General features: G+C 63.4%; 26 protein-coding genes. 8 read left to right on the top strand and 18 right to left on the bottom strand.

Annotated features, from left to right (window positions below; translation table 11 throughout):
* Positions 1-28: 28 nt before the first annotated feature.
* The 3 genes from flgK to AAHM38_RS01665 all read left to right on the top strand — a co-directional run bounded on the left by flgK (position 29) and on the right by AAHM38_RS01665 (position 3,802).
* Complete coding sequence (gene flgK, locus AAHM38_RS01655) at positions 29-1,966, top strand: flagellar hook-associated protein FlgK (protein ID WP_116575087.1); 1,938 nt, start codon at positions 29-31, stop codon at positions 1,964-1,966.
* A gap of 65 nt (positions 1,967-2,031) precedes the next feature.
* A complete protein-coding gene (gene flgL, locus AAHM38_RS01660; RefSeq protein WP_103518749.1) occupies positions 2,032-2,991 on the top strand; it encodes a flagellar hook-associated protein FlgL in 960 nt (319 codons plus the stop codon).
* Between the two features lie 67 nt (positions 2,992-3,058).
* Positions 3,059-3,802 carry a YoaK family protein gene (locus tag AAHM38_RS01665; RefSeq protein ID WP_116575088.1) on the top strand — a complete coding sequence of 248 codons (744 nt, stop codon included), beginning with the start codon at positions 3,059-3,061 and terminating at the stop codon, positions 3,800-3,802.
* 14 nt (positions 3,803-3,816) lie between these two features.
* Here AAHM38_RS01665 and AAHM38_RS01670 read toward each other — a convergent pair whose 3' ends face one another.
* From AAHM38_RS01670 to fliL, 9 genes are all read right to left on the bottom strand, one after another.
* Positions 3,817-3,963, bottom strand: coding sequence for a hypothetical protein (locus AAHM38_RS01670; RefSeq protein WP_165835773.1), 147 nt, complete (start codon positions 3,961-3,963; stop codon positions 3,817-3,819).
* Positions 3,963-4,691 (bottom strand): 3-ketoacyl-ACP reductase FabG2, encoded by a 729-nt coding sequence (locus AAHM38_RS01675; RefSeq protein ID WP_103518751.1) that lies wholly within the window; start codon positions 4,689-4,691, stop codon positions 3,963-3,965. The genes AAHM38_RS01670 and AAHM38_RS01675 overlap by 1 nt, the downstream gene beginning before the upstream one ends.
* 85 nt (positions 4,692-4,776) lie before the next feature.
* Positions 4,777-5,571, bottom strand: coding sequence for a flagellar biosynthetic protein FliR (gene fliR, locus AAHM38_RS01680; protein ID WP_103518752.1), 795 nt, complete (start codon positions 5,569-5,571; stop codon positions 4,777-4,779).
* A 33-nt stretch (positions 5,572-5,604) separates the two neighbouring features.
* Positions 5,605-5,874, bottom strand: a complete 270-nt coding sequence (gene fliQ / locus AAHM38_RS01685; protein ID WP_004631435.1) for a flagellar biosynthesis protein FliQ — start codon at positions 5,872-5,874, stop codon at positions 5,605-5,607.
* A gap of 19 nt (positions 5,875-5,893) precedes the next feature.
* The gene (gene fliP, locus AAHM38_RS01690) at positions 5,894-6,643 is read right to left on the bottom strand and encodes a flagellar type III secretion system pore protein FliP (protein ID WP_116575089.1); all 750 of its coding nucleotides are present in this window, start codon (positions 6,641-6,643) and stop codon (positions 5,894-5,896) included.
* Positions 6,640-7,041: a flagellar biosynthetic protein FliO gene (fliO, locus tag AAHM38_RS01695; protein ID WP_116575090.1), complete on the bottom strand. Its 402-nt coding sequence runs from the start codon at positions 7,039-7,041 to the stop codon at positions 6,640-6,642. Before fliO ends, fliP begins: the two co-directional genes overlap by 4 nt.
* 68 nt (positions 7,042-7,109) lie before the next feature.
* Positions 7,110-7,562, bottom strand: a complete 453-nt coding sequence (gene fliN, locus AAHM38_RS01700; RefSeq protein WP_065855871.1) for a flagellar motor switch protein FliN — start codon at positions 7,560-7,562, stop codon at positions 7,110-7,112.
* Entirely contained in the window at positions 7,552-8,562 is a 1,011-nt protein-coding gene (gene fliM, locus AAHM38_RS01705; RefSeq protein ID WP_102065409.1) for a flagellar motor switch protein FliM, read from the bottom strand. Before fliM ends, fliN begins: the two co-directional genes overlap by 11 nt.
* Position 8,563: 1 nt before the next feature.
* Positions 8,564-9,061 (bottom strand): flagellar basal body-associated protein FliL, encoded by a 498-nt coding sequence (gene fliL / locus AAHM38_RS01710; RefSeq protein WP_116575091.1) that lies wholly within the window; start codon positions 9,059-9,061, stop codon positions 8,564-8,566.
* A 512-nt stretch (positions 9,062-9,573) separates the two neighbouring features.
* Here fliL and AAHM38_RS01715 point away from each other — a divergent pair.
* Entirely contained in the window at positions 9,574-11,310 is a 1,737-nt protein-coding gene (locus tag AAHM38_RS01715; protein ID WP_103519444.1) for a putative bifunctional diguanylate cyclase/phosphodiesterase, read from the top strand.
* A 5-nt stretch (positions 11,311-11,315) separates the two neighbouring features.
* Here the strand turns inward: AAHM38_RS01715 and AAHM38_RS01720 are convergent, their stop codons facing one another.
* On the bottom strand, positions 11,316-11,951 hold the full coding sequence (locus AAHM38_RS01720; RefSeq protein ID WP_009239997.1) for a LuxR C-terminal-related transcriptional regulator: 636 nt from the start codon (positions 11,949-11,951) through the stop codon (positions 11,316-11,318).
* Between the two features lie 406 nt (positions 11,952-12,357).
* On the opposite strand from AAHM38_RS01720, the gene AAHM38_RS01725 reads away from it, so the two are divergent.
* The 4 genes from AAHM38_RS01725 (at position 12,358) to AAHM38_RS01740 (ending at position 16,338) form a co-directional block, all read left to right on the top strand.
* Positions 12,358-13,179, top strand: coding sequence for a flagellin N-terminal helical domain-containing protein (locus AAHM38_RS01725; protein ID WP_103518755.1), 822 nt, complete (start codon positions 12,358-12,360; stop codon positions 13,177-13,179).
* Positions 13,180-13,377: 198 nt separating this feature from the next.
* Positions 13,378-15,426: a flagellar filament capping protein FliD gene (gene fliD, locus AAHM38_RS01730; protein WP_116575092.1), complete on the top strand. Its 2,049-nt coding sequence runs from the start codon at positions 13,378-13,380 to the stop codon at positions 15,424-15,426.
* Positions 15,427-15,485: 59 nt separating this feature from the next.
* The gene (fliS, locus tag AAHM38_RS01735; protein WP_065855861.1) at positions 15,486-15,923 is read left to right on the top strand and encodes a flagellar export chaperone FliS; all 438 of its coding nucleotides are present in this window, start codon (positions 15,486-15,488) and stop codon (positions 15,921-15,923) included.
* 58 nt (positions 15,924-15,981) lie between these two features.
* The gene (locus tag AAHM38_RS01740; RefSeq protein WP_009239993.1) at positions 15,982-16,338 is read left to right on the top strand and encodes a flagellar protein FliT; all 357 of its coding nucleotides are present in this window, start codon (positions 15,982-15,984) and stop codon (positions 16,336-16,338) included.
* On the opposite strand, the gene AAHM38_RS01745 is transcribed toward AAHM38_RS01740, so the two are convergent.
* From AAHM38_RS01745 to AAHM38_RS01780, 8 genes are all read right to left on the bottom strand, one after another.
* Positions 16,332-17,414, bottom strand: coding sequence for a glycosyltransferase family 2 protein (locus AAHM38_RS01745; protein WP_116575093.1), 1,083 nt, complete (start codon positions 17,412-17,414; stop codon positions 16,332-16,334). The genes AAHM38_RS01740 and AAHM38_RS01745 overlap by 7 nt on opposite strands.
* Complete coding sequence (locus AAHM38_RS01750) at positions 17,411-17,854, bottom strand: MarR family winged helix-turn-helix transcriptional regulator (protein ID WP_065855855.1); 444 nt, start codon at positions 17,852-17,854, stop codon at positions 17,411-17,413. The genes AAHM38_RS01745 and AAHM38_RS01750 overlap by 4 nt, the downstream gene beginning before the upstream one ends.
* A gap of 75 nt (positions 17,855-17,929) precedes the next feature.
* Positions 17,930-18,352, bottom strand: coding sequence for an organic hydroperoxide resistance protein (locus AAHM38_RS01755; RefSeq protein WP_065855853.1), 423 nt, complete (start codon positions 18,350-18,352; stop codon positions 17,930-17,932).
* A 152-nt stretch (positions 18,353-18,504) separates the two neighbouring features.
* Complete coding sequence (fliE, locus tag AAHM38_RS01760) at positions 18,505-18,834, bottom strand: flagellar hook-basal body complex protein FliE (protein WP_116575094.1); 330 nt, start codon at positions 18,832-18,834, stop codon at positions 18,505-18,507.
* A gap of 18 nt (positions 18,835-18,852) precedes the next feature.
* Positions 18,853-20,127, bottom strand: coding sequence for a glycosyltransferase family 2 protein (locus AAHM38_RS01765; protein ID WP_116575095.1), 1,275 nt, complete (start codon positions 20,125-20,127; stop codon positions 18,853-18,855).
* The gene (locus AAHM38_RS01770; RefSeq protein WP_116575096.1) at positions 20,124-20,837 is read right to left on the bottom strand and encodes a WbqC family protein; all 714 of its coding nucleotides are present in this window, start codon (positions 20,835-20,837) and stop codon (positions 20,124-20,126) included. Before AAHM38_RS01770 ends, AAHM38_RS01765 begins: the two co-directional genes overlap by 4 nt.
* The gene (locus AAHM38_RS01775) at positions 20,834-21,349 is read right to left on the bottom strand and encodes a GNAT family N-acetyltransferase (protein WP_116575097.1); all 516 of its coding nucleotides are present in this window, start codon (positions 21,347-21,349) and stop codon (positions 20,834-20,836) included. Before AAHM38_RS01775 ends, AAHM38_RS01770 begins: the two co-directional genes overlap by 4 nt.
* Positions 21,346-22,533, bottom strand: a complete 1,188-nt coding sequence (locus tag AAHM38_RS01780) for a class I SAM-dependent methyltransferase (RefSeq protein WP_116575098.1) — start codon at positions 22,531-22,533, stop codon at positions 21,346-21,348. Before AAHM38_RS01780 ends, AAHM38_RS01775 begins: the two co-directional genes overlap by 4 nt.
* Position 22,534 lies beyond the last annotated feature (1 nt).

Below are 22,534 nucleotides of genomic sequence, written 5' to 3' on the forward strand. Positions count from 1 at the left end.
GCTTCGTGCTGCCCGCACCGAGACAACTATGAGCAGCTCCCTTCTGAATATTGGCGCGTCCGGCCTGCGGGTGGCCGATATCAACCTGCAGGTGACCGGCAACAACATTGCCAACGCCAGCACGCCCGGCTATTCGCGCCAGGAAGCCGTGCAGACGGAAAACATTCCGCTCTACGCGGGCGTGGGCTATCTCGGCCAGGGCGCCAACGTCACGACCGTCAAGCGCATCTACGACCAGTTCCTGACGGCACAGGTGCAAAGCGGTCAGGCCTCGACCAGCGCAGCCGATCAGCTCAACAGCCTGGTGTCGGGCCTGAGCAAGTACATGTCGGACAGCAACAGCGGCCTGACTTCGTCGCTCACCAGCTTCTTCAACGCTGCCGATGGCCTGGCCTCCAAGCCTTCGGACACCACCGCGCGCCAGGTTTTCCTGAACGCTGCAGCCGGCCTGCAAAGCCGCTTCAATTCGATTGCCGGCCAGTTGAGTTCGCTCAACAGCCAGGTCAACACGCAGGTGCAGACGCAGATCAGCGCGGTCAATGGCACCGCGCAGCAGATCGCCGCGTTGAACGACCAGATTTCCAAGGCGGAAGCGTCGACCGGTCAGCCGGCAAACGATCTGCGCGACCAGCGCGACCAGCTTGTCCAGACGCTCAATCAGTCGATCAAGGCCAGCGTGGTACAGACCGGCGACGGCCAGTTCAACATCTACGTGGGCAACGGCCAGGCGCTCGTGCAGGGCAACCAGAGCTACCAGCTGACGGCGGTGCCGTCGCAGTACGACCCGACGCAATTGTCGGTGGGCTACAAGAGCCCGGGCGGCACGGTCAACATCGACGACAGCCAGCTCGGCGGCGGGGCGCTGGGCGGCCTGATGGATTTCCGCAACAACACGCTCATTCCGGCGCAGAACAGCCTTGGCCGCCTGGCCACGGCCGTGTCGGCCGACGTGAACGCGCAGAACAAACTCGGCATGGACGCCAACGGCAAGATGGGCACGGACCTCTTCTCCGTGGCCAACCCGAGCGTCGCGCCCAGCACCAACAACACCGGCAGCGGCTCGCTCACCGCCAGCATCACCAACGCCAATGCGGGGCAGGGCTACGACTACCAGGTCAAGTACCAGGGCGGCGCCTACACCGTTTCGCACTATCCGGACGGCTTCGCCTCCGTAACGGTGTCGAGCTGGCCGACCACGATCGACGGTGTCACGCTCAACCTGTCGGGCACGATGAACAGCGGTGACTCGTTCCTGGTGCGCCCGACCGCCAACGCGGCGGCCACCATGCAGACGCTCACCACCGACTACCACAACGTGGCCGCAGCGTCGCCGGTGGTGCTCAACCAGGGCAGCAACAACACGGGCAGCGCCTCGGTGTCGTCGCTGGGCGTGGACAGCACGTATGCCGGATCGCCGCTCACCTCGCCGATCAACCTGACGTACAGCTCGGCCGTTGGCGGCTCGCTGTCGGGCTTCCCGGGCAGCGTCACCGTCACGGTGGGCGGCACGTCGACCACGTACGCGGGCGGCACGGCACCGTACACGCAGGGCGCGACGTACGCGTTCAACGGCGTACAGATGAAGCTTTCGGGTTCGCCCGGCAACGGTGACACATTCGCCATTTCGGCCAACACCGCCAACAGCACCGACAACCGCAACGCCAGCGCGCTGGCCAAGCTGCGCAACAGCAATCTGCTGGACGGCGGCACGACCTCGATCGGCTCGGCGTGGAACAACCTCGTCACCCAGGTGGGTGTGCAGGCCAACCGCGCCAGCACCAACCTGACCTCGCAGAAGGCGCTGCTGGCCAGCTCCACGCAACAGCAGCAGTCGGTGTCGGGGGTGAACCTGGATGAGGAGGCGATGAACCTGATGAAATACCAGCAGGCCTACCAGGCCTCCGCCAAGGTAATGCAGACGGCCAATTCGCTGTTCGCCAGCCTGCTGTCGATTGCCGGCGGCTGATCGGGCAGCTGAAGAAAACGCCCCGCCTGCCGATAACGTCCTAAAGCCCTTCGTCCGGACCGATCATGCGAGTCAGTAGCGCCCAATTCTTTGCCGCGTCTTCCGCTTCGATGCAGAACACGCAATCGAACCTGCTCACGCTGCAGCAGCAGATTGCGAGCGGCATCGCGCTCACCAGTGCGGGCGACAACCCCAGCGCGTTTGGTCAGATGGCGCAATTGCAGCAAACGCAGGACACCAACGACCAATACCAGTCCAACCGTGACACCACCGACGCGCGCCTGACCAGCGTGTCTTCGGCGCTGACCAACCTGGTGACCACGCTGCAGCAGGGCAAGCAGACCTTGGTGGGCGCCAACACCTCGCTGATGACGGAGTCACAGCGCGTTGGTGTGCTGGCGCAGGTCAAGCAGCAGTACCAGCAACTGCTGTCGACGGCCAATCAGCGCGATGCCGCGGGCGTAGCCCTGTTTGGCGGCGCCAACGGCACGACCGATCCGTTCACCAACACCGGCGGTTCCGTGCAATACGTCGGCAGCGGCCAGCCACCCGTGGTGCAGGTGTCCCAGAACATCTCGATGCCGAATTCGGTGGCGGGCGATTCGGTGTTCGTGCGCATCCCCAACTCGGATGCGTCCAACCCGAACGCTAATCAGAGCATCTTCAAGACGTACGAGAAGCTGATCACGGCGCTGTCGACCCCGATCAACGCAGCCACGCAGGCTACCGACGTCGCCAACCTGCAAAAGGCCGTGCAGACGGCGCAGGGCAATCTGGACAACGCTTACCAAGTGGCCCTGCAGGCGCAGGTGACGGTGGGCACGCAGCAGGCGCAGCTCACCACGCTCAACAGCAGCGGCTCGAACTACGGCGAGCAGTTGAAGGAACAGATCTCGAAGCTGCAATCGGTGGACTACACTTCTGCCATCTCGCAGTTCTCTCAGCAGCAAGTGTCGCTGCAGGCCGCGCAGAAGACCTTCACGGCCATGCAGGGCATGTCGCTGTTCCAGTACATCAATCCTTGATGCGGCGCGGTCGGGCGGTCGGGGAGCGCGGCGTATCATGTCGGCTCACCTACCGTCAGGACTGGTCATGCCCATCCAGTATCTTCGCCGCCTGACCAGCCCGGAACGCTCAGAAGACGCCAACCGGCGCCTCGGTCAGTCACTGGCCTTCGTGGCGGGCGCCGCCAACGCAGGCGGATTCCTCGCCGTCAAGCAATACACCTCGCACATGTCCGGCATCGTCTCGGCGATCGCCGACGACCTCGTGCTGGGTGACGTTGTCCTTGTGTTTGCGGGCTTTGCTTCGCTGCTGGCGTTTCTGTGCGGCGCGGCGTGTACGGCGGTGCTCGTCAACTGGGGGCGCCGCCGCAGCACGCAGAGTGAATTCGCGCTGCCGCTCATGCTGGAGGCCGCGCTGCTGCTGCTCTTCGGCCTGATGGGCACAACGCTCGGGCAATACCGGGTCGTGTTCGTGCCGGCTACCGTGGCATTGCTGTGCTTCCTGATGGGGCTGCAGAACGCCATCATCACCAAGATTTCGAAGGCGGAGATCCGCACCACGCACGTGACCGGTCTGGCCACCGACATCGGCATCGAAATCGGCAAGGCGCTGTACTGGAATCATGGGCATCACACTCTGCCGGCCGTGGTCGCCAACCGGCCCAAGCTGCGGCTGCTGGCGTCCCTGCTCGGGATGTTCTTTGTGGGCGGCATGGTCGGTGCGTTGGGCTTCCGGCACCTCGGCTATACGGCCACGATTCCGCTGGCGTCGATTCTGATGCTGCTGGCGGTGGTGCCGGTGGTGGATGATCTGCTGGCGCGACGTCGGTAGAGAACGGGCGCAGCTCAGCAGCTTGTTGCACGCCACACCCCACGCAGCGACCACAGCACGATCAGGACGACATGCATGCGCAGCGCGGAGCGCCTCGCCAGTTGGCGCGTGAAGTGATGCTTGAGCGTGGGCGCGGCGCCCAGTGGGGCGGCCCTGCGCATCACACCATCCCGCCATTCACGCCGATCACTTGCCGCGTGACGTACGACGCCGCATCCGACATCAGGAAACCGACCACTGCAGCCACTTCCGCAGGCTGTCCGACCCGCTGCATCGGGACGGCCTGCAGGGCTTGGTCGACGTGTTCCATGTGGGCGAGCATGTCCGTTTCGATCAGCCCGGGTGCGACACAGTTGACGGTGATCTTGCGCGACGCAAGCTCGACGGCCAGCGCCTTGGTGGCACCGATCAGCCCGGCCTTGGCGGCGCTGTAGTTGACCTGCCCGCGATTGCCCATCACCCCGGAAACAGAGGCGATGGTGACGATGCGTCCGCCCTTGCGCGCACGCACCATCGGCATGGTGAGCGGGTGGACGACGTTGTAGAAGCCATCGAGACCGGTCTCGAGGACGATGTCCCAGTCTTCGTCGGTCAGGGCAGGGAAGGCGGCGTCGCGCGTGACGCCTGCACACAGGACGATGCCGTAGTAGGCGCCGTGGGCCTCAACGTCGGCGTCGAGCTGGGTGCGGCAGGCGGCGCGGTCGCGCACGTCGAACTGCAGCACGCGGGCGCTGCCCTTGTTTGCTTGGATATCTACGACGATGGCGTCGGCCTCGGCACGGCCGCTGCGGCAATGCACGGACACGTCAAACCCGTCGGAGGCGAGTTGGTAGGCGATGGCGCGGCCAATGCCGCGGCTGGCACCCGTCACAAGAACGCGGCGGCTCATGTGGTGAGACTCCCTTGAAGATCGGTCGGCGGAATACCGCGATCATCGCACGCGCGGCAGGCGTTGCTGCGGCGGCGCGCGCTGCTTATCGAGGCAGGGTGCTGAACTGGCTGAACGCCCGCCCACCCAAGTCCAGCGCATCCATCACAGACCGCTCCACCACCGGCGCCAGCGACGTCATCATCACCATGACCAGCATCAGCCCCACCACCAGCGTGGCGGCGATGCCCACGGCAAACGGGTTGAGCGCCTGCGCCGTGCGCGAAAGCACGGCAAAGCCGAGGTTGACGATCATCATGATCGCGATGATGGGCAGGGCGATGCGCAGGGCGAGCGCAAAGACGATCGTGCCGCCGCCAGCCAGCGTCTGCCAGCCCGGGTTGCCCAGCGGCGCCGCCGAGACGGGCAGGGCGGTGAAGCTGTCGAACAGGGCGTGCAGGAGCACGAGATGGCCGTCGCCGGCAATGAACGCGGTGACGGCCGTGAGGCTGAGGAAGCGGCCAAGCAGCATGCTGCTCTCGGTTTGTGTTGGGTCGAGCAGGGATGCGAAGCCCAGGCCCATCTGCACCGACATCACCTCGCCCGCGCCGCTGACGGCCGAGAACACGAGCTGCACACAAAAGCCGAGTACCAGCCCGATCAACACCTGCACCAGCGTAATCCACAGCCCCTCATAGGAGCCCACCGACACGCCTGCCGGCACCGGCAGCATGGGCGCCAGCGCCACCGTGATGACCACGCCGAACGCCACCTTGATGGACGTCGGGATCTCGGTATTGGCAAACGGCGGTGCAATGGCGATGAATGCCAGCACGCGCACCAGCGGCCACCAGTACATGGCGATCCAGCCGTTGAGCTGCGTGGCGGTGAATTGGATCATCGTGGATTGGGCGGCTGCGTCAGCTCGGTGACGTCAATTCACGTAGTTGGGAATGTTGGTCAGCACCCCGCGCGTGTAGTCGACGATGACCGCGACGATCCACGGGCCGGCCAGCACCATCGTGGCAGCCACGGCCAGCAGCTTGGGGATGAACGACAGCGTCTGCTCGTTGAGCTGCGTGGCCGCCTGGAACACCGCCACGAGCAGCCCGACCACGAGCGACACCAGCAACATCGGCGCGCCGACCATCATGGCGACCTGCATGGCCTGACGGGCCATATCGAGAACGTACTCGGGGGTCATGTCGGTTTCCTATCGACGCTCATTGCACAAAGCTCTGGGCCAGCGAGCCCAGCAGCAGGTGCCAGCCATCCACCAGCACGAACAGCATGATCTTGAACGGCAGCGAGAAGATCGACGGCGTGACCATCATCATCCCCATCGACATCAGCACGGCCGCCACCACGATGTCGATCACCAGGAACGGGATGAAGATGGCAAACCCGATCTGGAACGCGCTTTTCAGCTCGCTCGTGACGAAGGCCGGGATGAGCGCACGCATGGGCGTTTGCTCGGGCGAGGCGATGGCCGGCATGTTGCCCATCTTGACGAACAGGGCGAGGTCGGGCTCGCGCGTCTGCTTGAGCATGAACTGGCGCAGCGGCGTGGCGGCGGTGTCCATGGCCTGCTCGACGGTGATCTTGCTGTCGCGCAGCGGCACGTAGGCGTCGGTGTACACCTTGTCGAGCACCGGCGACATGACAAAGAACGTGAGGAACAGCGCCAGCCCGATCAGCACCTGATTGGGCGGCGTGGTTTGCGTACCGAGCGCATGGCGCAGCAGCGACAGCACGATGATGATGCGCGTGAAGCTGCTCATCATCAGAATGATGGCCGGCAGAAACCCGAGCGACGTCAGGAAGACCAGCGTCTGCACGGGCAGGGAATAGCTCTGGCCGCCGGCGGTGCCCGTGAGCAGCGGCAGACCCGGTTGTGCCTGTGCAAACACCGCGGGCGCAGCGCCCAGCAGCGCCAACGCCATCAGGCAACGGAGGAAGATACGCACGTTCATTCCGACTTCCCCGTCAGGTGACGCTTGAGCTGGATGGACAGTGCATCGGCAAAGCGGGGTGGCTTGCCGGAGCCGGAAGTGCCGTCGCCGGATGGGTCGTCCGGGGTGGAAGCGGCTTCTGCCGGGCGCGGCAGCGTGTGGAGCTTCTGCACGTGCTGCTGCGTGACGCCCAGCACGAGCCATGTGCCTTCCACATCGACGACGACAACCTTCTCGCGCGCGCCCAGCATCTGCTGCGCGACCACGGTAATCACCTGGCTGCGGCGCCGGCCCAAACCCGCAGGGCCCATGCCCGCGCGCTGCTGCAGGCGGCGCAGCAGCCAGCCGGCCGCCACGATCATCGCCAATACTACAAACAGCCCGCCTAGGGTGCGGGCCCAATCCACTGCATGGTTCATTTCAACACCTTGCCCGGGGGGAGCATTGGTTGCTGTCAGGGTGCCGAGTGACGGCGTATTTGTGCGGCTTAACGGTTCAACTTACGGATGCGTTCCGACGGCGTGATGATGTCGGTCAGGCGGATGCCGAACTTCTCGTTGACGACCACCACTTCACCTTGGGCGATCAGGTAACCGTTGACAAGGACATCCATCGGCTCACCGGCCAGTGCGTCGAGTTCCACCACCGAACCCTGCGCAAGCTGCAGCAGGTTCTTGATGGGCACCTTGGTGCGGCCCAGTTCCACCGTCAGCTGCACGGGGATGTCCAGGATCATGTCGATGTCGTTGCGCTGCGCAGCACCCAGGCCATCGGCCGTCAGGGGCTTGAACACCGGGCTGGACTCGGCGGCGGGCGCGGCGGCCGGCGGGTTGGCCGCCGCACGCTGCGCGGCTTCCAGGGCCATGGCCTCTTCCATCGTCATCTCGACATCGACGTCGTCGGCGTTGGCTTCGGGGTTCATGGTCGGTTCAGTTGTCATCGTCAGACTCCGTGGCAGGCTCGCTGCCGCTCATATTCAGCATGCGGTTGACCCGCAGCGCGTATTGGCCGTTGAACGTGCCGTAGTTGCATTCCATGACGGGCACGCCGTCTACCTTGGCGGTCACGCAGTCATCCAGCTCCAGCGGAATGACGTCGCCCACCTTCATGTTCAGGATGTCCGACACCTGCACCTTGGCCGTGGCGAGGTCGGCAATCAGCTCGACCTCGGCGGTCTGCACCTGTTGCGACAGCAGTCGCAGCCAACGCTTGTCCACTTCCAGCGCTTCGCCCTGGATGGCGGAAGTGAGCCGGTCGCGGATCGGCTCGATCATTGTGTAGGGCATGCAGATGTGCACGTCGCCGCCGTTGCTGCCCAGCTCAATGCTGAAGCTGGTGGTGACCACCACTTCATTGGGCGTGGCCACGTTGGCGAACTCGGTGTGCATTTCCATGCGCAGGAATTCGAAATCGATCGGGTAGACCGGCTGCCACGCCTTGGCGTAGTGCTCGAAGACGAGGTGCAGCATGCGCTGGATGATGCGCTGCTCGACGTCGGTAAAGTCGCGGCCTTCCACGCGCATGTGGAAGCGGCCATCGCCACCGAACAGGTTGTCGACCACCAGGAAGATCAGATTGGGGTCGAACACGAACAGCGCCGTGCCGCGCAGCGGCTTGACGTGCACGAGGTTGAGCGAAGTCGGCACCACCAGGTTGCGGATGAACTCGCTGTACTTCTGCACCTTCACCGGCCCGACGGAGATCTCCGCGTTGCGCCGCATGAAGTTGAACAGCCCGATGCGCCAGTTGCGCGCGAACCGCTCGTTGATGATTTCGAGCGTGGGCATGCGCCCGCGGACGATGCGCTCCTGCGAGCCCAGGTTGTACGAGCGTATGCCCGAGGGGTCGGCGGCTTCGACGGGGTCGTCGTCCGCGTCATCGGACACGCCCTTCAGGAGCGCGTCGATTTCCTCCTGGGAAAGAAACTCTTCCTTGAGCATGTCACTGGATCACAAAGTTGGTGAACAAGACATCTGCAACCGGCGATTCCTTGCCGACAGCCTTGAAGACGTGTTCGCACAGTTCAACGATTTCCTTGGCCAGCTTGACCTTGCCATCTGCCGGATACAGCTCGGTGGGCGTCTTGCTGGCCAGCAGCATCAGGACCTTGCTGCGCAGTTCGGGCGTGTAGGTCTTGATCTGCTCCTCGGCATGTTTGTCGAAGCTCTTGAACGTGATGCCGATCTGCAGGTAACGGTCGTTGCCCTCTTCGGGCTGCAGATTGACGGTCAAGGTTTCCATCGGCACGAACACCGGCTCTTTGGGCTTGGACGGAGCGGCGGGGCCGGACGCGGCGTGATTGCCGCCTCCGAGGAAGAACCAGGCGGCGCCGCCGCCCATGCCGACGAGCAGGAGCACGATCAGGATGATCAGCAGCAGCTTGGTGGAGCCGCCCTTTGCGGGGGCGGGGGCGGTAGTGGCAGCAGCAGCTTCAGCCATGGGGATCACTCGGGGACGAAGGGGGGGTGGGCTTTCCCGGCTCACGTCGTGCAAGTCACCGTAAAACAACGCAACGCACAGAGTCGGGTTCTCGGATGGCATTCTTCCCCACCTCTGTCCAGCTCATTCCAGCAAGAAACGCGGTCAATCCCGCTTATCTCGGGCGTTTGCGGTGGACGGGGTAGCCCGTCGGTCGTGTCATAAGTAAATTATGAGTCACTTTTTAGGGCGATGAGGCTTCCCCTAGTGCACTCCCATCCCTGCTGGCGCGCGGTCACGCCAAAAAGTGACGTTGGCCCGAAAGATTTACCCGCGCTTGCCGTTGTAATGAGGGAAGGCGCCGGCACGTTCCGGCCCTGCATTTCTGCGTTGCCTTGTCGGAAGCCGCCTTGAATTCCTTGCCCTTTCCCTCCCGTGTTGACTTTGCGCTCGTCGATGCCGATGGCTTGTCGGCCGACTGTCCTGCACGCGGCGCACTGCCGAGCTTCTGCCCGAAGCTGGACCTGCTGTCGATGGTCAATGCGCTGACGGAGGGCATCCTCGTGTGCGGGGCGGATCGCCGCGTCACCTATGCCAACCCGAGCGCCGCACGGCTGCTGGGTTTGCCGGTGGATGCCCTAGTGGGGCGCCTGCTGCCCACGGTGGTCACCTCTGCCGTGGACGAATTCGACGCCTCCATCCACGAGGCGGACTGGCCCGATCAGGACGTGATCGCCGAGGGCCAGCCGCAGTTGAACCAGATTTTCGGAATGCACTGTGTGGATGGCCGCACGGTGTGGGTTTCGAGCAACTGGACGCCACTGTTTGCCGATGGCAGCCATTCGATGACGGCCTCGGCGCGCGCCTCGGAAGCCGGCGCCACGCCCTATTCGGTGCTGGTGTCGCTGGTCGACATCACGCAGATCCGCGAAGCGCAGCAGCGCATCCGGCATCTGGCCACGCACGATACGCTCACGGGCCTGCTGAACCGCTCCGCGCTGGAAGACCGGCTGGAGCACGCGCTGGCGCTTGCGCGCCGCAACCAGTCGCGCGTCTCGGTCATGTTTCTCGACCTGGATCGTTTCAAGAACGTCAACGACACGCTGGGCCACCAGTTTGGCGACATGCTGCTGCGTGAAGTGGCAGCCCGCCTGCAGGCCTGCGCGCGTGAAGCCGACACCGTTGCGCGCCTGGGCGGCGATGAATTTGTCGTCATGCTCGAAGCGCTCGATGGCCTGGGCACGCGGCGCGTGGCCGAGCGCATCCTCTCGGCCATCAGCGCGCCGTTCCATATCGAAGGGCAGGAGCTGTATCTGGGCGTGTCGATCGGCATTGCCGTGGCACCGCACGACGGCGACGATCCGAACACGCTGCTGCGCAAGGCCGACGCCGCCATGTACCTGGCCAAAGAGCGCGGGCGCAACAACTTCCAGACCTTCACCAGCGACCTTGACGACCGCGTCTCGCGCCGCTTCCGCATTGAATCGGGCCTGCGCCGCGCGAGCGACCGCAACGAGTTCTATGCCGACTACCAGCCGCGCGTGGATGTGCGCAGCGGCCGTATCGTCAGCGTGGAAGCGCTCATCCGCTGGAACTCCGCCGATTTCGGCCACATGATGCCCGGCCAGTTCATTCAGGACGCCGAAGAAACCGGCCTGATCGTCGAGATCGACCGCTGGATCCTGCGCGCCGCCTGCGACCAGCTTGCACGCTGGCGCCGCATCGGGCTGCCGGACTTGCGCATGTCGATCAACCTGTCGGGGCAGGCATTCAGTTCGGGGCAGCTGAGCGGGATGGTGCGCGGCGCGCTATTGACCAGCGGCTTGCCCGGCAACGCGGTGGAACTGGAGATGACCGAAGGCATTCTGATTCGCGACGATCCGTCATTGCATGCGCTGCTGACCGAGCTGCGCGCGATGGGCGTATCGCTGGCGCTGGACGATTTCGGTACCGGATATTCATCGCTGTCGTATCTGCACCGCTTCCCGATCGATACGCTGAAGATCGACCGGTCGTTCGTGCAAGACCTGCCGCACGTGGTCGAGCGCGCGGCCATCACGCGGGCCATCATCATGATGGCGCAAGCCATGGGAATGAAGACCGTGGCCGAAGGCGTGGAAACCCTCGGCCAGCTTGAATTTTTGCGCGAAGTCGGCTGCGACGAGTTTCAGGGCTATCTGCTGACGCGGCCGCTGGAGCCGGCAGCGGTGCAGGACCTCGTGCGCGAGAACGCCCGCCGTTACGGCGAGCGTGTCCCGCGGTTCTCATAGCGCGCTCAGATCTGCAAGCTGTTGCTGACCACGTACATGGTCAGCTCGGCGTTGTTGCGCAGCTTCATCTTCGAGAGCACGCGCCCCCGATACACGCTCACTGTCTTGACACTGATCTGCAGTGCCTCGGCAATCTCGCCCAGCGTGCGGCCGGAGCCGAGCATGCGCAGCGTCTGGAATTCGCGGTCAGAGAGGATGTCGTGCCGGGGCTTGTCCCAGTCGACATTCAGGTTGTCGGCCAGGACTTCCACAAGGTCCGAAGGCAGGTATTTCTTGCCTTTCGAGATGGCGTTCACGGCTGCCAGCAGTTGCGGCTGACTGGCGTCCATCGGCAGATAGCCGGCTGCGCCCGCCTTGAGCGCCCGTACGGCCAGCAGCGCTTCCGGGTGGCGGCCCAGCGCCAGCACGGCCAAACGCGCATGCTGCTGGCGCACGGTCTTGATGGTCTGGAATTCGTCTCCGGTGGCCGATTCCACCGAGAAGAGCATGACGTCCCACTCGCGCTGGGCGAGGAGGTCGTTATTGGCATCGCGCAGGTCCGGCACGGCCTCGATCTGGCGGGCCAGGCGCGAATCCTTGAGGATCTGGCGCAGGCCGACACGGGCGATATCGTGCGGTTCGACGATCAGGACATTGAGCATGGTGGGTGTTGCGGGTCAAACGCGGGCTCGCTTCGAGCTCTTATTTCCGCCGGCAGGCCTTGGGCCGTCCGGCGGGCTTGCAACTCCCCATCTGTGCCGTGTGTGGCGCTCTATATAGAGAGATGCAGGCGCCTATGAACTGGTCGAACGAGTATAGCCGAGGGCCTGCCGGCCAAGAAGCAGACGCACCGCCTCTTTTGGAGGGGTGTCGGAAGTCAGGTGGCCGCAAGCCCAAACCGCCGCCGACGCACAAATTTGTCAAGGCGACCCTAAACTTTCCTCAGCGGCCACCGATAACCTGAGTACAACGCAGACCTGATCCCCTTCAAGTTGCAGGTCACGTTGCCCGGCCTAGCCGGAATTAGCAAACACGGGCAACAAACCATCGGGAAACTTAGGAGCCGTCATGTCCCTCAGCCTCAATACCAACATCTCGTCCCTGCAAACGCAGCAAGCACTGTCTGCATCGAAGGATGCCCTGCAGACCTCGCTGGAACGTCTGTCGACCGGCCTGCGCGTGAACAGCGCCAAGGACGATGCCGCCGCTTATGCTGTGGCCTCCAGCTTGACCACCACGCTGAACTCGCAAACGCAAGGTATCCAGAACTCCAACCAGGCGATGTCGTATCTGCAAACGGCCGACTCGTACCTGGGCCAGGTTGAAAACAACCTGCAACGTATGCGCCAACTGGCTGTGGAAGCCAACAACGGCGGTCTGTCGACCACCGACCAGGCCAACCTGGACAAGGAATACCAGAAGCTGGCCACCGCCAACAAGAACATCGAGACCAACGCGAACTACAACGGCAACAAGCTGTTCGACGGTTCGGTCACGTCCACGACGTTCCAATACGGCCAGAATGCGGCGACCGATGTGACCTCGGTCTCCAACGCCAACCTGTCGACCTTCGGTACGCTGAGCGGCACGAGCGTGACCTCGACTGCCAACGCGACCGCCGCACAGGCGGCCATCGACACCGATCTGACCAACCTGAAGGCGGCTCGCGCCAACCTGGGTGCTCAGCAAAGTGGTCTGAACTCGACGATCAACACGCTGACGTCGAACAACACCGCGCTGTCGGCTGCCAAGTCGTCCTTGATCGATACGGACTATGCGTCGGAAACCTCGAACATGACCCGTCAGAACATCCTGCAGCAAGCGGGTACGGCGATGCTGGCGCAAGCCAACTCGGCACCGAACAGCATCCTGAGCCTGCTGAAGGGCTAATCAGGCAGTTGGATGCAGTCCAGCCGCTCCGGCGGTTAGGCTAAGGGCCGGCGCTCCTCGGGGCGTCGGCCTTTTTTCTTTGGTCGGATACCCCCCTTTTTCGTGGGTGGCGCCTGCATAACCTGCCCTAAAGAAGCGGCAGCCCGTGCCGTTGTGTAGAGAGACTTCCGCCGGCGCAGATGCTTATCGGACCCGATCATGGCGACTACCACTACCACCTCCTCGACCAGCAACTACGTTCCGCCGATCTCCATTCCCGGCATCGGGACGAGCATCGACGTCAATTCGCTGGTGACCAGCCTCATGAAGGTGGAAAGCCAGCCGCTGACGCAGCTGCAGACGCAGCAAAGCTCGTACCAGACGCAGCTTTCGGCGGTGGGCACGCTCAAGAGTGCGCTGTCGACCTTCCAGACTGCGCTGTCGAGCCTGACCAGTGCATCGAACTACAGCGCCATGAAGGCCAGCGGCTACGACACCTCGATGCTGAGTGCATCGGTGACGGGCTCGGCACCGGCAGGTTCCTACGCCGTCAATGTCACGCAGCTTGCGCAATCGCAGGTGCTGGCGGCGCAGGGGCAAGCTTCCACCACCACCGCCATCGGCAGCGGCGCATCGACCACGATTTCGTTCTCGTTCGGCGCGGTGTCGGGCGGCTCGCTTTCCGGCGGCAAGTACACCGGTTCGACGTTCACGCAGAACGGCAACCTCGCCGGCGGCTCGATCACGATCGATTCGTCCAACAACACGCTTGCCGGCATCCGTGATGCGATCAATTCGGCCAACCTGGGCGTCTCGGCCAGCATCGTCAACGACGGCAGCGGCAGCCCGTACCGTCTGGTGCTGACGTCCACCGCGGGCGGTTCCAGCTCGGAGATGAAGATTTCGGTGTCGGGCGACTCGACGCTGCAATCGCTGCTCTCGCAAGACCCGGCCGGCACGCAGAACATGACCGAGGTGACCACGGGCCAGAATGCCCTGGCCACCATCAACGGCATTGCCGTGCAAAGCCCGACCAACACGTTGTCGAACGTGGTGGATGGCACGTCGTTCACGCTGTCCAAGACAGGCAGTACCAACGTGACCGTGGCCAACGATCCGACCGCCACCACCACGGCCGTCACCAACTTCGTGAACGGCTACAACGCGCTGCGTACGCAACTGAACGGGCTCACCAACATCGACACCGCCAACAAGGCCAACAACGGCCCGCTCGCTGGCGACGTGAGTACCAAGACGCTCATCAACCAGATTACCGACGTGCTGGGCCAGGCGGTCGGCAACGGCAACTACCAGTCGCTCGGCAGCGTGGGCGTGACGATGAACTCCGACGGCACGCTGTCGGTGGACAACACCAAGCTGTCGGCTGCCATTGCAAAGTCGCCCAGCCAGGTTGCCGGTTTGTTTGCCGGTACCGGCACGGCCACCGACTCGCTTGTCAGTGTGCCGACGTTCTCGGATTCCACGCAGGCCGGCAGCTACGCCGTCAACGTCACGCAGTTGGCGACGCAGGGCACGCTCACAGGGTCGGCCGCCGCCAACACGACCATCACGGCGGGTGTCAACGACACGCTCGCGTTCAACATCAGCGGGGTGTCCGTCAACGTGACGTTGGCGGCCGGCAGCTACACGGCCGCGACGCTGGCCACACAGATTCAAAGTCAGATCAACGCTTCGACCGCGCTGCAGAACGCCAAGGTCAACGCTTCGGTGTCGGCCAATGCCGGCGGCGTGCTGAGCATTACCGATAGCCAGTTTGGCTCCGTGTCGGCGGTCTCGGTATCGGGCGCGGGGGCTTCGTCGCTCTTCGGCGCGAGCCCGACGGCCACCAACGGTGTGGATGTGCAGGGCACCATCAACGGCGTGGCTGCGACTGGTTCGGGGCAGAACCTGTATGGCATTGCCGGTTCCGCCACCGACGGCTTGACCGTGCAGATTGCAGGCGGTCCGCTGGGCGCTCGCGGCACGGTCACGGTGCAGCGGGGTTACGCCGCCCAGCTCAACACTGTGATGACCAACCTGCTGTCGTCCAGCGGCATGGTGCAGAACGAGACGGACTCGATCAACAGTTCGCTGACTTCGCTTGCCAGCCAGATCACCGCCATGCAGACGCGCCTGGATAACAAGCAGGCGCTGTACTACACGCAATTCAATGCGTTGTCCTCCGCGGTGGCCAGCATGACGAACACCAGCAATTACCTGACGACGCAGCTTGCGGCCATTACAAAGCAAACTTCGAGCAACAACTAAGCCGGGTTTAGGCTTAGAGCACAACCCAAAACAAACAGACCACAGCGAGGACCATTTCCATGTACGCTGCACGCCGTGCCATCGGTGCCTATGCGCAAGTCGGCATCGAGACGTCCGTGGTAGACGCCAATCCGCACCGCCTGATCGCCATGCTGTTTGAAGGCGCGCGCGCCGCCATCAACCTGGCCAGTGCCGCCATGCAGCGCGGCGACGTGCTGGCCAAGGTGCGGGCGTTCGACAAGGCCATCTCGATCATCGGCCAGGGGCTGCAGGCCAGCCTGGACCACCAGCGCGGCGGCGAGATTGCCGTGCAACTGAACAATCTGTACGACTATATGCTGCGCCGCCTGCTGTTGGCGAACGCGAACAACGATCTGACGATCCTCGCGGAGGTGGATGCTTTGCTGGTCCCGCTGCAGGATGCGTGGCTCGCCATCGGCCAGGCCGGCCAACCGGGTGCTGCTGCGGCAAACAGCCACCTCAGCGTTGTGAGCTGATTGCACGTCGTTTGTAGTAAAGCGACCTTTGACTGAATTCGGCCCAACTGGAGCCAATATGCACCGCAACATCCCGATCAAGGACAGCGAAAGTCTGTTCGCCTGCTACGAAGCCATCGCAAGTCTGACCGCTGAAATGGTCAGCGCGGCCGAAGTGGGTAACTGGGAAGTCGTCAGTACGCTGGAACGCGAAAGCGCCGCCTATGTGGATGCGCTGCGCCGTTCCGAACCGCATCCGCAGCTCTCGCGTGCCGATGTGGAGCGCAAGCGCACGCTGCTCGTGCGCATTCTGGAAGATGACGCACGCGTGCGTGCCATGGTGTATCCGCGCCTGGACCGCCTGCAGAAGCGCATCGACACGGCACGCCGTGCCACCAACGCCAGCAACGCTTACGGCAGCATGGCGCGTTATTGAGACGACGCGTCCTGCAGCTGTTTTGACAGCGTCAGATAGTGCTCGGACTTGCGTGCGAGCGCTTGGCTCTGCATCTGGTACACGATCGCCAGTTGCTGGGCTGCCAGGAAGCTGCCCCGGCCGACGACGCTGCCGTCCATCTCCGGCTGATCGCCGATTTCCAGACAGCGGTTGAAGACCTGCTCCGCCAACGGTAGCCACCGCGCACCTGCCTCGTCAGGGTGCTTGGCTGCCGCATCCAGCAAGACCAATCCCAGCGCAAAGCACAGATCCGGAAAGTCCGGCCACGTCTGGATGGCGACATCGCCTTGCGCCAGTGCCTCGTCAACGCGGTCTGCCTTGCCCAGGCTGTACACATAACGCAGCGCCAGGTTACGGCGGTACGGCGCATCTGCGGGCGCCAGGCTGAAGGCGCGCGCGTAGTAGTTCACGGCCTTTGCATAGTCTTCATGATGCAGCTCGGTTTCCTTGCCAAGCTGATACAGCACATACGGGTCATCCGGCCGATGCGCGAGTTCATCCAGCAGCAGTTGGGTATTGCGCTCGCCTTTCTTCTGCATCTTGGCCGCGGTATAGCCATCGTGGCGCACCACGATCGGTACGCGTGTCGACGGCAAGGACGACACCGGCTGCTCATGGATCCGCCCCGTGTAGTGCACGCCACGCGGCAGCAGTCGCGGAATCCACGCTATCAACTGGCTGGCGGATTCGGTTGCATCGGTATCGTTCTTGACGCACACCACGCCGACGGACGGGGCCGCACCGCTGAGCGTGCGCAGATGCTCGCCGCCGCTTTCGAGCCATTCGTCAGCGTCGAGGATAAGGTTCCAGTCGGCATTGGCGGCCTGCAGTGCGGTGTTGCGCGCTGCCGAGAAATCGTTCGTCCAGGTCATGTGGCTGACGAGCGCGCCGCATGACTGCGCAATGGCGGCGGTGTCGTCTGTCGAGCCCGTATCGAGTACCACCATGCGGTCGACAAACGGCTTGGCGCTGAGCAGGCAGCGCGCAATGCTGTCGGCTTCATTGCGTGCGATGACAACCAGCGCCAGATCGGCGGAAGCAGACGGTGCGCTCATTCGCGGTCGTCCGCTGTGGCCAGAGCGTCGAGCAGCTTGCGCAGCACGTCGCGCGTGGCGCCGATTTCGTCCAATTCCAGCGGAATCTTGCAGGCAAGAGCTTCAGGCACTTTGGACGCGCGTTCGCGCAGTGCACGGCCGGCGTCGGTCAATTCGATGACGACGCGGCGCTGATCATCAGGATCGCGCGTGCGCGTGACGAGGCCTTGTTCTTCGAGGCGCTTGAGCAGGGGCGTCAGCGTGCCCGTGTCGAGGTACAGACGGCGGCCGAGGTCGCCGACCGCACATGGCGCCTGCTGCCAGCACGCCAGCATCACCAGGTACTGGGGATAGGTCAGCCCCAGCTCGTCGAGTAGCGGGCGGTAGAGGCGCGTCAGCAAGTGGCCGGCGGCATACAAAGGAAAGCAGAGCTGCTGATCGAGCGCCAGCACGTCGTTCACGGAAAACTCCCGGGGAGACGGTCTGGCGCTCGAGCGGCGAGTGCCGCTTCGGCCCAACAGGGCGGAGCAAAAGGCTCAGCGCGTGACCGTGTTCAATTGGACGTCAATATTGCCACGGACGGCATGCGAATAGGGGCACACGCCATGTGCCGCAGCCACAAGCGCTTCAGCGGTCGCCTGATCGACGCCGCCCAGGGTGGCCGCCAGCGACACCGTCAATGCAAAGCCGCCGTCTTCGCGCGGGCCGATGCCGACCGTGGCCGTGACCGAGGTCGACGCCAGCTTGATCTGCTTGGCACGTGCCACATGCAGCACTGCATTTTCGAAGCAGGCCGCATAACCGGCGGCAAACAGTTGCTCGGGATTCGTAGCTGCACCGCCTGCGCCACCGAGTTCGCGCGGTAGCGAGAGGGGCAGATCCAGCGTGCCATCGGCGCTACGAACGTGGCCGGCACGGCCACCTTCCGCGGTGACTTGCGTCTGGTAGAGCGTTTTCATGGTCGGGTCCTCTTATTGGGAAGCCCGGTCGGCGACATGTCGGCCGGGAGATCGATCTAAAATCGATGACACAATTATATTGAACACAATATAAATGGCAAGGAGGACTGGAAACCCTTCTCCGCCACGTGGAAAGGGGGTGCAGCGAGATGTCAGATCGACATGCTCATGATGCTTTGGTAGGCCGAGACGAGCTTGTTGCGCACCTGCACGGCCGTTTGCATGTCGATGTTGGCCTTCTGCAGCGAGAGCATCACGCCGTGCAGGTCGACGTCGTTATTGCCCATTTCAAAGCTGCGGGAGATCGAGTCGGCCTTCTTCTGGGAAGCGTCGACACGGTCGAGCGACGACTTGAGCACGGAGCCGAAGTCGACACTGGGTTTGCCGGCGTCGCCGCTGGCGCTGCTGCCGCCGACGGCGCTTGTCGGTGCCAGCACGCTGTTCATCAGCGAGACGACGGAATGGGCGTTGGAAAGATCCATGTGGGCGTGACCAGTGACTCAGGGAAATTTGGCGAGTGTTTCGAGTTCCGAGACGAAGCGGACTTCACGGCCGGCAGGCACCGCAATGTCCATCGGAATCGGCGTGACGATGACGGTGTGATGGGGAATCGCGGCATCGTCGTCGAGCACCAGAAACTCGGTGTCGGCAAAGGCTTGCGCGTGATGAAAGACCTGCAGTGGCGCGCGGCGCAGGGTGGCGTACTTGGGCGGCTGGGGCTGGAATGGGTCGAGCTTGGTCACGTATTCGAACGCGGCATTGACGCGGTACAGGTCATACGGCGCGGGCAAGTCCGCCACTTCGCCCAGCGCGCGGACGCGGTTGGCGATGTAGTAGTTGTTGATCCAGTCGCCGCCCTCCTGGGTGCGCAGGCGTAGCGCCACCTTCATGCGCAGCAGGATGAACTGGTTGACGGCATTCAGCCACTCCGGCCGCTCGGCTGCGGGTAGCGTGTGACAGAACTTGCCGAACAGGTATTCCAGACCGCCGCGATAGCGGTCCCACGCGAACTTCACTTGTTCGTTGCCGGCCTGGGCGCGCGTCTCGTCGGCAAAGTAGCGCGAGACCGAGCGATAGAACGGTGTCTTGCTGAAGTACACCGCGCTGGAGCCGAGCATTTCCGCCGCATGCACGAAGGCGTAGAAGGCATGCTCCGGCGCGCTGAAATAGAGGTTGTTCATCACCTCGCGGCGCGCGATGTAGATCTCCGGAAACAGGTGGTGCGACAGCACCAGCGCCAGCAGCTTGGCGTAGTCGTGCTGCTCGATCAGGTAGTTGTCGTCCTGACGGTAGAAGGCGGTCAGGTCTTGCCGCGTCGGCAGGTCGTGGATGAACCACGGCGCGAAGACAACACCCACGCCCGGATTGCGTTCCAGGATATCGATGTTGTTGTTGATCTCTGCAAGGATCGGCAGATCGTCGTCGGCATGATAGAGAACGTACTTGCCCTGTGCAGAGCGGTACAGCTCACTCAGGTTTCTGTCGGAACCGAGGTTCGATGGGCGCCGGAAATACCGGATGTTCAGCTTGTCCTGGTAGCGGCCCACGACTTCTTCGGTGGCATCCGTCGAGCAGTTGTCGCCGATCAGCAATTCGTAGCTGAACTTCAGCTCGCCAGTCTGCGAGACGAGTTCTGCAAGCAGATTCTCGAGATAGCGGGCGCGGTTGTAGGTCGGGATGCAGACGCTCAGCGCAACCTGCTGGATGGCCTCGGCCTGCTTCACAGGCGCCACGTCTTGCGGCGCTTCGGGTTGGATTGCTTCGATTTCACTCATTGGATGAACTCGCGCCAGTGGAGGGTCTGAGGGCACATGTACTGCTTGCCGGCCGGGCCATGATTGGCAATCAGGTCCAGGCTGCTGACAAACGGGGTGAACGCGCCATGCAATTGCGGATACGGCCGCATGGCGTAGTTCATGTATTCGACGGCAACGCCTTGCTGCTCGAAATCTTCGTGGGCCAGGTAGTTCTTGGCGCCGTGTCCGGTGATGTAGGTGTCGCCTTGCAGCTTCTTCACGATGGCGAGCACGCGGTCGGTGTTGCGCCCGGGAATGTCCAGCTCCGGCGCGTCGACAAACTTGCGGTCCAGCTCGATGCCCAGGTAACGGCACACCGCCCGCATGGATGCCAGTGCCAGCGCACCCATGTTGGTGTAGTCGGCTTCGTACACGGAGCGCACGAGCGCCAGCATGTCGCTTGCATGCGGCGCGGCCTCGTAGGCCTGCTCCAGCATGCGCAGATGCTGCGCTCGCCAGTCGACGTTGGTGGCGGGTTTGACTTCGTCGATGCGCGCACCGAGGTGGAACTTCTCCAGCGGCACCGTCATCCAGCGCGTGCCGGCGGGCTCCTTGATCTGCACGCGGTTGGTGAAGCTGCCCTTGGAGAACTGAACGTCAGCGTAATTGACGAGCACGTCGGCCAGCATGATCTGCTCGAGCAGACCGACCCACGGGAACAGCATTGGTTGAGTGATCACGACTTTCATGACGCGAGCATCCGTTCCATGAGGACAACGTCGTGCCAGCGGTTGTCTTGCAGGTAGTGGCCGGCCAACGTGCCGACGGTGCGGAAGTCGAGCTTCTCGTACAGCGCGATGGCGCGCGTGTTTTCGGCCAGCACTTCCAGCGTGATCTTGCGCAGGCACAGCGTTTCGCTGGCGTAGGCAAACGCGGCTTCGCATGCGGCCCGCCCGTGGCCCTTGCATTGCGCGGACGACGCCAGGCAGATGCCCAGCGAAGCGTGTCGGTTGACCGCATCGATGTGGTTCAGCTGCAGGTAGCCCAGCACGCTGTCATCTGCCTGGCTGGCAATGACGAAAAGCACTAGGTCGCTCTGCTTCGATTTTGCGATCAGCCAGTCGCGCACGCTCGCGGCCGAGTTGGGCCGCGGACGCGTCATGAGTTGCAGCTGCGTCGGCACATCGTTGCGCAACGGCACCAGTTGGGCGATGTCGCTCTCGCGCCATTCCCGAAGGACGAGGGAGCCGCGCGCGATCATGGCTGGAAGCGGAAATAGCGGAAGCGATTCGGATACGCGGCTTCCACGGTGTGCCGCACTTCATCGGCAATGACTGGGTTCACGGCCAGGTACACCACTTCGACTTCGTCCGGAATGCTGTCCAGCGCCACCACCGGTTTGCCCGCCAGGGAAGACCCTTGCAGGTACGGGTTCTGATCGACAAAAGCGCGCAGGGCATGCGGCTGTTGCAGGTTGCTTGCCGTGTAGGCACCGTAGAAACCCGCGCCGTAAATGACGGCGGGGGCGCTGCCGTGCTGCGTTTCAAAGTCCGTCAGATGGCTGGAGGCCTGTTGCCAGAAGTGGGCGAGCTTGCGAGCGGCGCTCTGCGTGTCGGCCAATGCTTGCGCATCGAGCACCGGCGCGAGTTTGCTGTCGCCAGGACGGCGCACGGCGGTCACGACGAATGCGCCACGGTGGCTGTGCGCGTCGGCCTTGAGCAAGTCAAACCCATGGTTGGCCAGCAGCGTCTGCAGCGACGTGTGGGTGAAGTGGTTGACGTGATCCGCCACCAGAAAATCCACCGAATTGGTGAACGTGTTCGGCACGATCGCGTACAGCACGCCGCCATCCCGCAGCAGGCCGTGAATGTTGCGCAGCGCTGTCGTCAGGTCGGGGATGTGTTCGAGAGAGAAGAACGAGCTGACGACATCGAACGAACGCTGCCATGCCGGCGGGATCGTGTACGTCGCCCATTGTTCGGGGCTCAGGAATTTTTCCCAGAAGCCGACGTAGCGGTCGCTGATGTCGAACAGATGGACATTTACGTCGGGGCGCTGCTGCTTGAGCAGGCGCATGGTGGCGCTCTTTGCACAGCCGAAGTCGACTACGCGCGCGCCCTCATGCAACGCGCCTTGCAATGCCAGCTTGCCCTGGAACGTGGCGACCTGGTGGTCGGCGCGGAAGATCTTCTGGCCGTTTTCGACCGCATAGATCTGGTCTTCTTCCTCGCTGTTGACGAGGATGTCGTACTCGGTGTCGTAGAAGCTGCCGTTGTCGCACAGCTCGGCGGTCTGAATATGGCCGCACGCAGCGCAGCAGAAGACCTCGAGCGTGCCGTCCATGGCGCGGCGCAGAGAAGACAGCGAGCTTTGCGGCGCGGCGCGATAAATCGGTTCTGGCAGCGGCTGCTGGCAGACGTTGCAGGGCAGTGCACCTTGGATCATG

Origin of the sequence: Ralstonia sp. OTU4908, assembly GCF_038440115.1 — a bacterium.
Classification (GTDB): domain Bacteria; phylum Pseudomonadota; class Gammaproteobacteria; order Burkholderiales; family Burkholderiaceae; genus Ralstonia; species Ralstonia pickettii.

Excerpts from the sequence above, each read along its gene's own strand:
- flgK (WP_116575087.1), top strand. The coding sequence starts at position 29 with ATGAGCAGCTCCCTTCTGAATATTGGCGCGTCCGGCCTGCGGGTGGCC.
- flgL (WP_103518749.1), top strand. The coding sequence starts at position 2,032 with ATGCGAGTCAGTAGCGCCCAATTCTTTGCCGCGTCTTCCGCTTCGATG.
- AAHM38_RS01665 (WP_116575088.1), top strand. The coding sequence starts at position 3,059 with ATGCCCATCCAGTATCTTCGCCGCCTGACCAGCCCGGAACGCTCAGAA.
- AAHM38_RS01670 (WP_165835773.1), bottom strand. The coding sequence starts at position 3,963 with ATGCGCAGGGCCGCCCCACTGGGCGCCGCGCCCACGCTCAAGCATCAC.
- AAHM38_RS01675 (WP_103518751.1), bottom strand. The coding sequence starts at position 4,691 with ATGAGCCGCCGCGTTCTTGTGACGGGTGCCAGCCGCGGCATTGGCCGC.
- fliR (WP_103518752.1), bottom strand. The coding sequence starts at position 5,571 with ATGATCCAATTCACCGCCACGCAGCTCAACGGCTGGATCGCCATGTAC.
- fliQ (WP_004631435.1), bottom strand. The coding sequence starts at position 5,874 with ATGACCCCCGAGTACGTTCTCGATATGGCCCGTCAGGCCATGCAGGTC.
- fliP (WP_116575089.1), bottom strand. The coding sequence starts at position 6,643 with ATGAACGTGCGTATCTTCCTCCGTTGCCTGATGGCGTTGGCGCTGCTG.
- fliO (WP_116575090.1), bottom strand. The coding sequence starts at position 7,041 with ATGAACCATGCAGTGGATTGGGCCCGCACCCTAGGCGGGCTGTTTGTA.
- fliN (WP_065855871.1), bottom strand. The coding sequence starts at position 7,562 with ATGACAACTGAACCGACCATGAACCCCGAAGCCAACGCCGACGACGTC.
- fliM (WP_102065409.1), bottom strand. The coding sequence starts at position 8,562 with ATGCTCAAGGAAGAGTTTCTTTCCCAGGAGGAAATCGACGCGCTCCTG.
- fliL (WP_116575091.1), bottom strand. The coding sequence starts at position 9,061 with ATGGCTGAAGCTGCTGCTGCCACTACCGCCCCCGCCCCCGCAAAGGGC.
- AAHM38_RS01715 (WP_103519444.1), top strand. The coding sequence starts at position 9,574 with ATGGTCAATGCGCTGACGGAGGGCATCCTCGTGTGCGGGGCGGATCGC.
- AAHM38_RS01720 (WP_009239997.1), bottom strand. The coding sequence starts at position 11,951 with ATGCTCAATGTCCTGATCGTCGAACCGCACGATATCGCCCGTGTCGGC.
- AAHM38_RS01725 (WP_103518755.1), top strand. The coding sequence starts at position 12,358 with ATGTCCCTCAGCCTCAATACCAACATCTCGTCCCTGCAAACGCAGCAA.
- fliD (WP_116575092.1), top strand. The coding sequence starts at position 13,378 with ATGGCGACTACCACTACCACCTCCTCGACCAGCAACTACGTTCCGCCG.
- fliS (WP_065855861.1), top strand. The coding sequence starts at position 15,486 with ATGTACGCTGCACGCCGTGCCATCGGTGCCTATGCGCAAGTCGGCATC.
- AAHM38_RS01740 (WP_009239993.1), top strand. The coding sequence starts at position 15,982 with ATGCACCGCAACATCCCGATCAAGGACAGCGAAAGTCTGTTCGCCTGC.
- AAHM38_RS01745 (WP_116575093.1), bottom strand. The coding sequence starts at position 17,414 with ATGAGCGCACCGTCTGCTTCCGCCGATCTGGCGCTGGTTGTCATCGCA.
- AAHM38_RS01755 (WP_065855853.1), bottom strand. The coding sequence starts at position 18,352 with ATGAAAACGCTCTACCAGACGCAAGTCACCGCGGAAGGTGGCCGTGCC.
- fliE (WP_116575094.1), bottom strand. The coding sequence starts at position 18,834 with ATGGATCTTTCCAACGCCCATTCCGTCGTCTCGCTGATGAACAGCGTG.
- AAHM38_RS01765 (WP_116575095.1), bottom strand. The coding sequence starts at position 20,127 with ATGAGTGAAATCGAAGCAATCCAACCCGAAGCGCCGCAAGACGTGGCG.
- AAHM38_RS01770 (WP_116575096.1), bottom strand. The coding sequence starts at position 20,837 with ATGAAAGTCGTGATCACTCAACCAATGCTGTTCCCGTGGGTCGGTCTG.
- AAHM38_RS01775 (WP_116575097.1), bottom strand. The coding sequence starts at position 21,349 with ATGATCGCGCGCGGCTCCCTCGTCCTTCGGGAATGGCGCGAGAGCGAC.
- AAHM38_RS01780 (WP_116575098.1), bottom strand. The coding sequence starts at position 22,533 with ATGATCCAAGGTGCACTGCCCTGCAACGTCTGCCAGCAGCCGCTGCCA.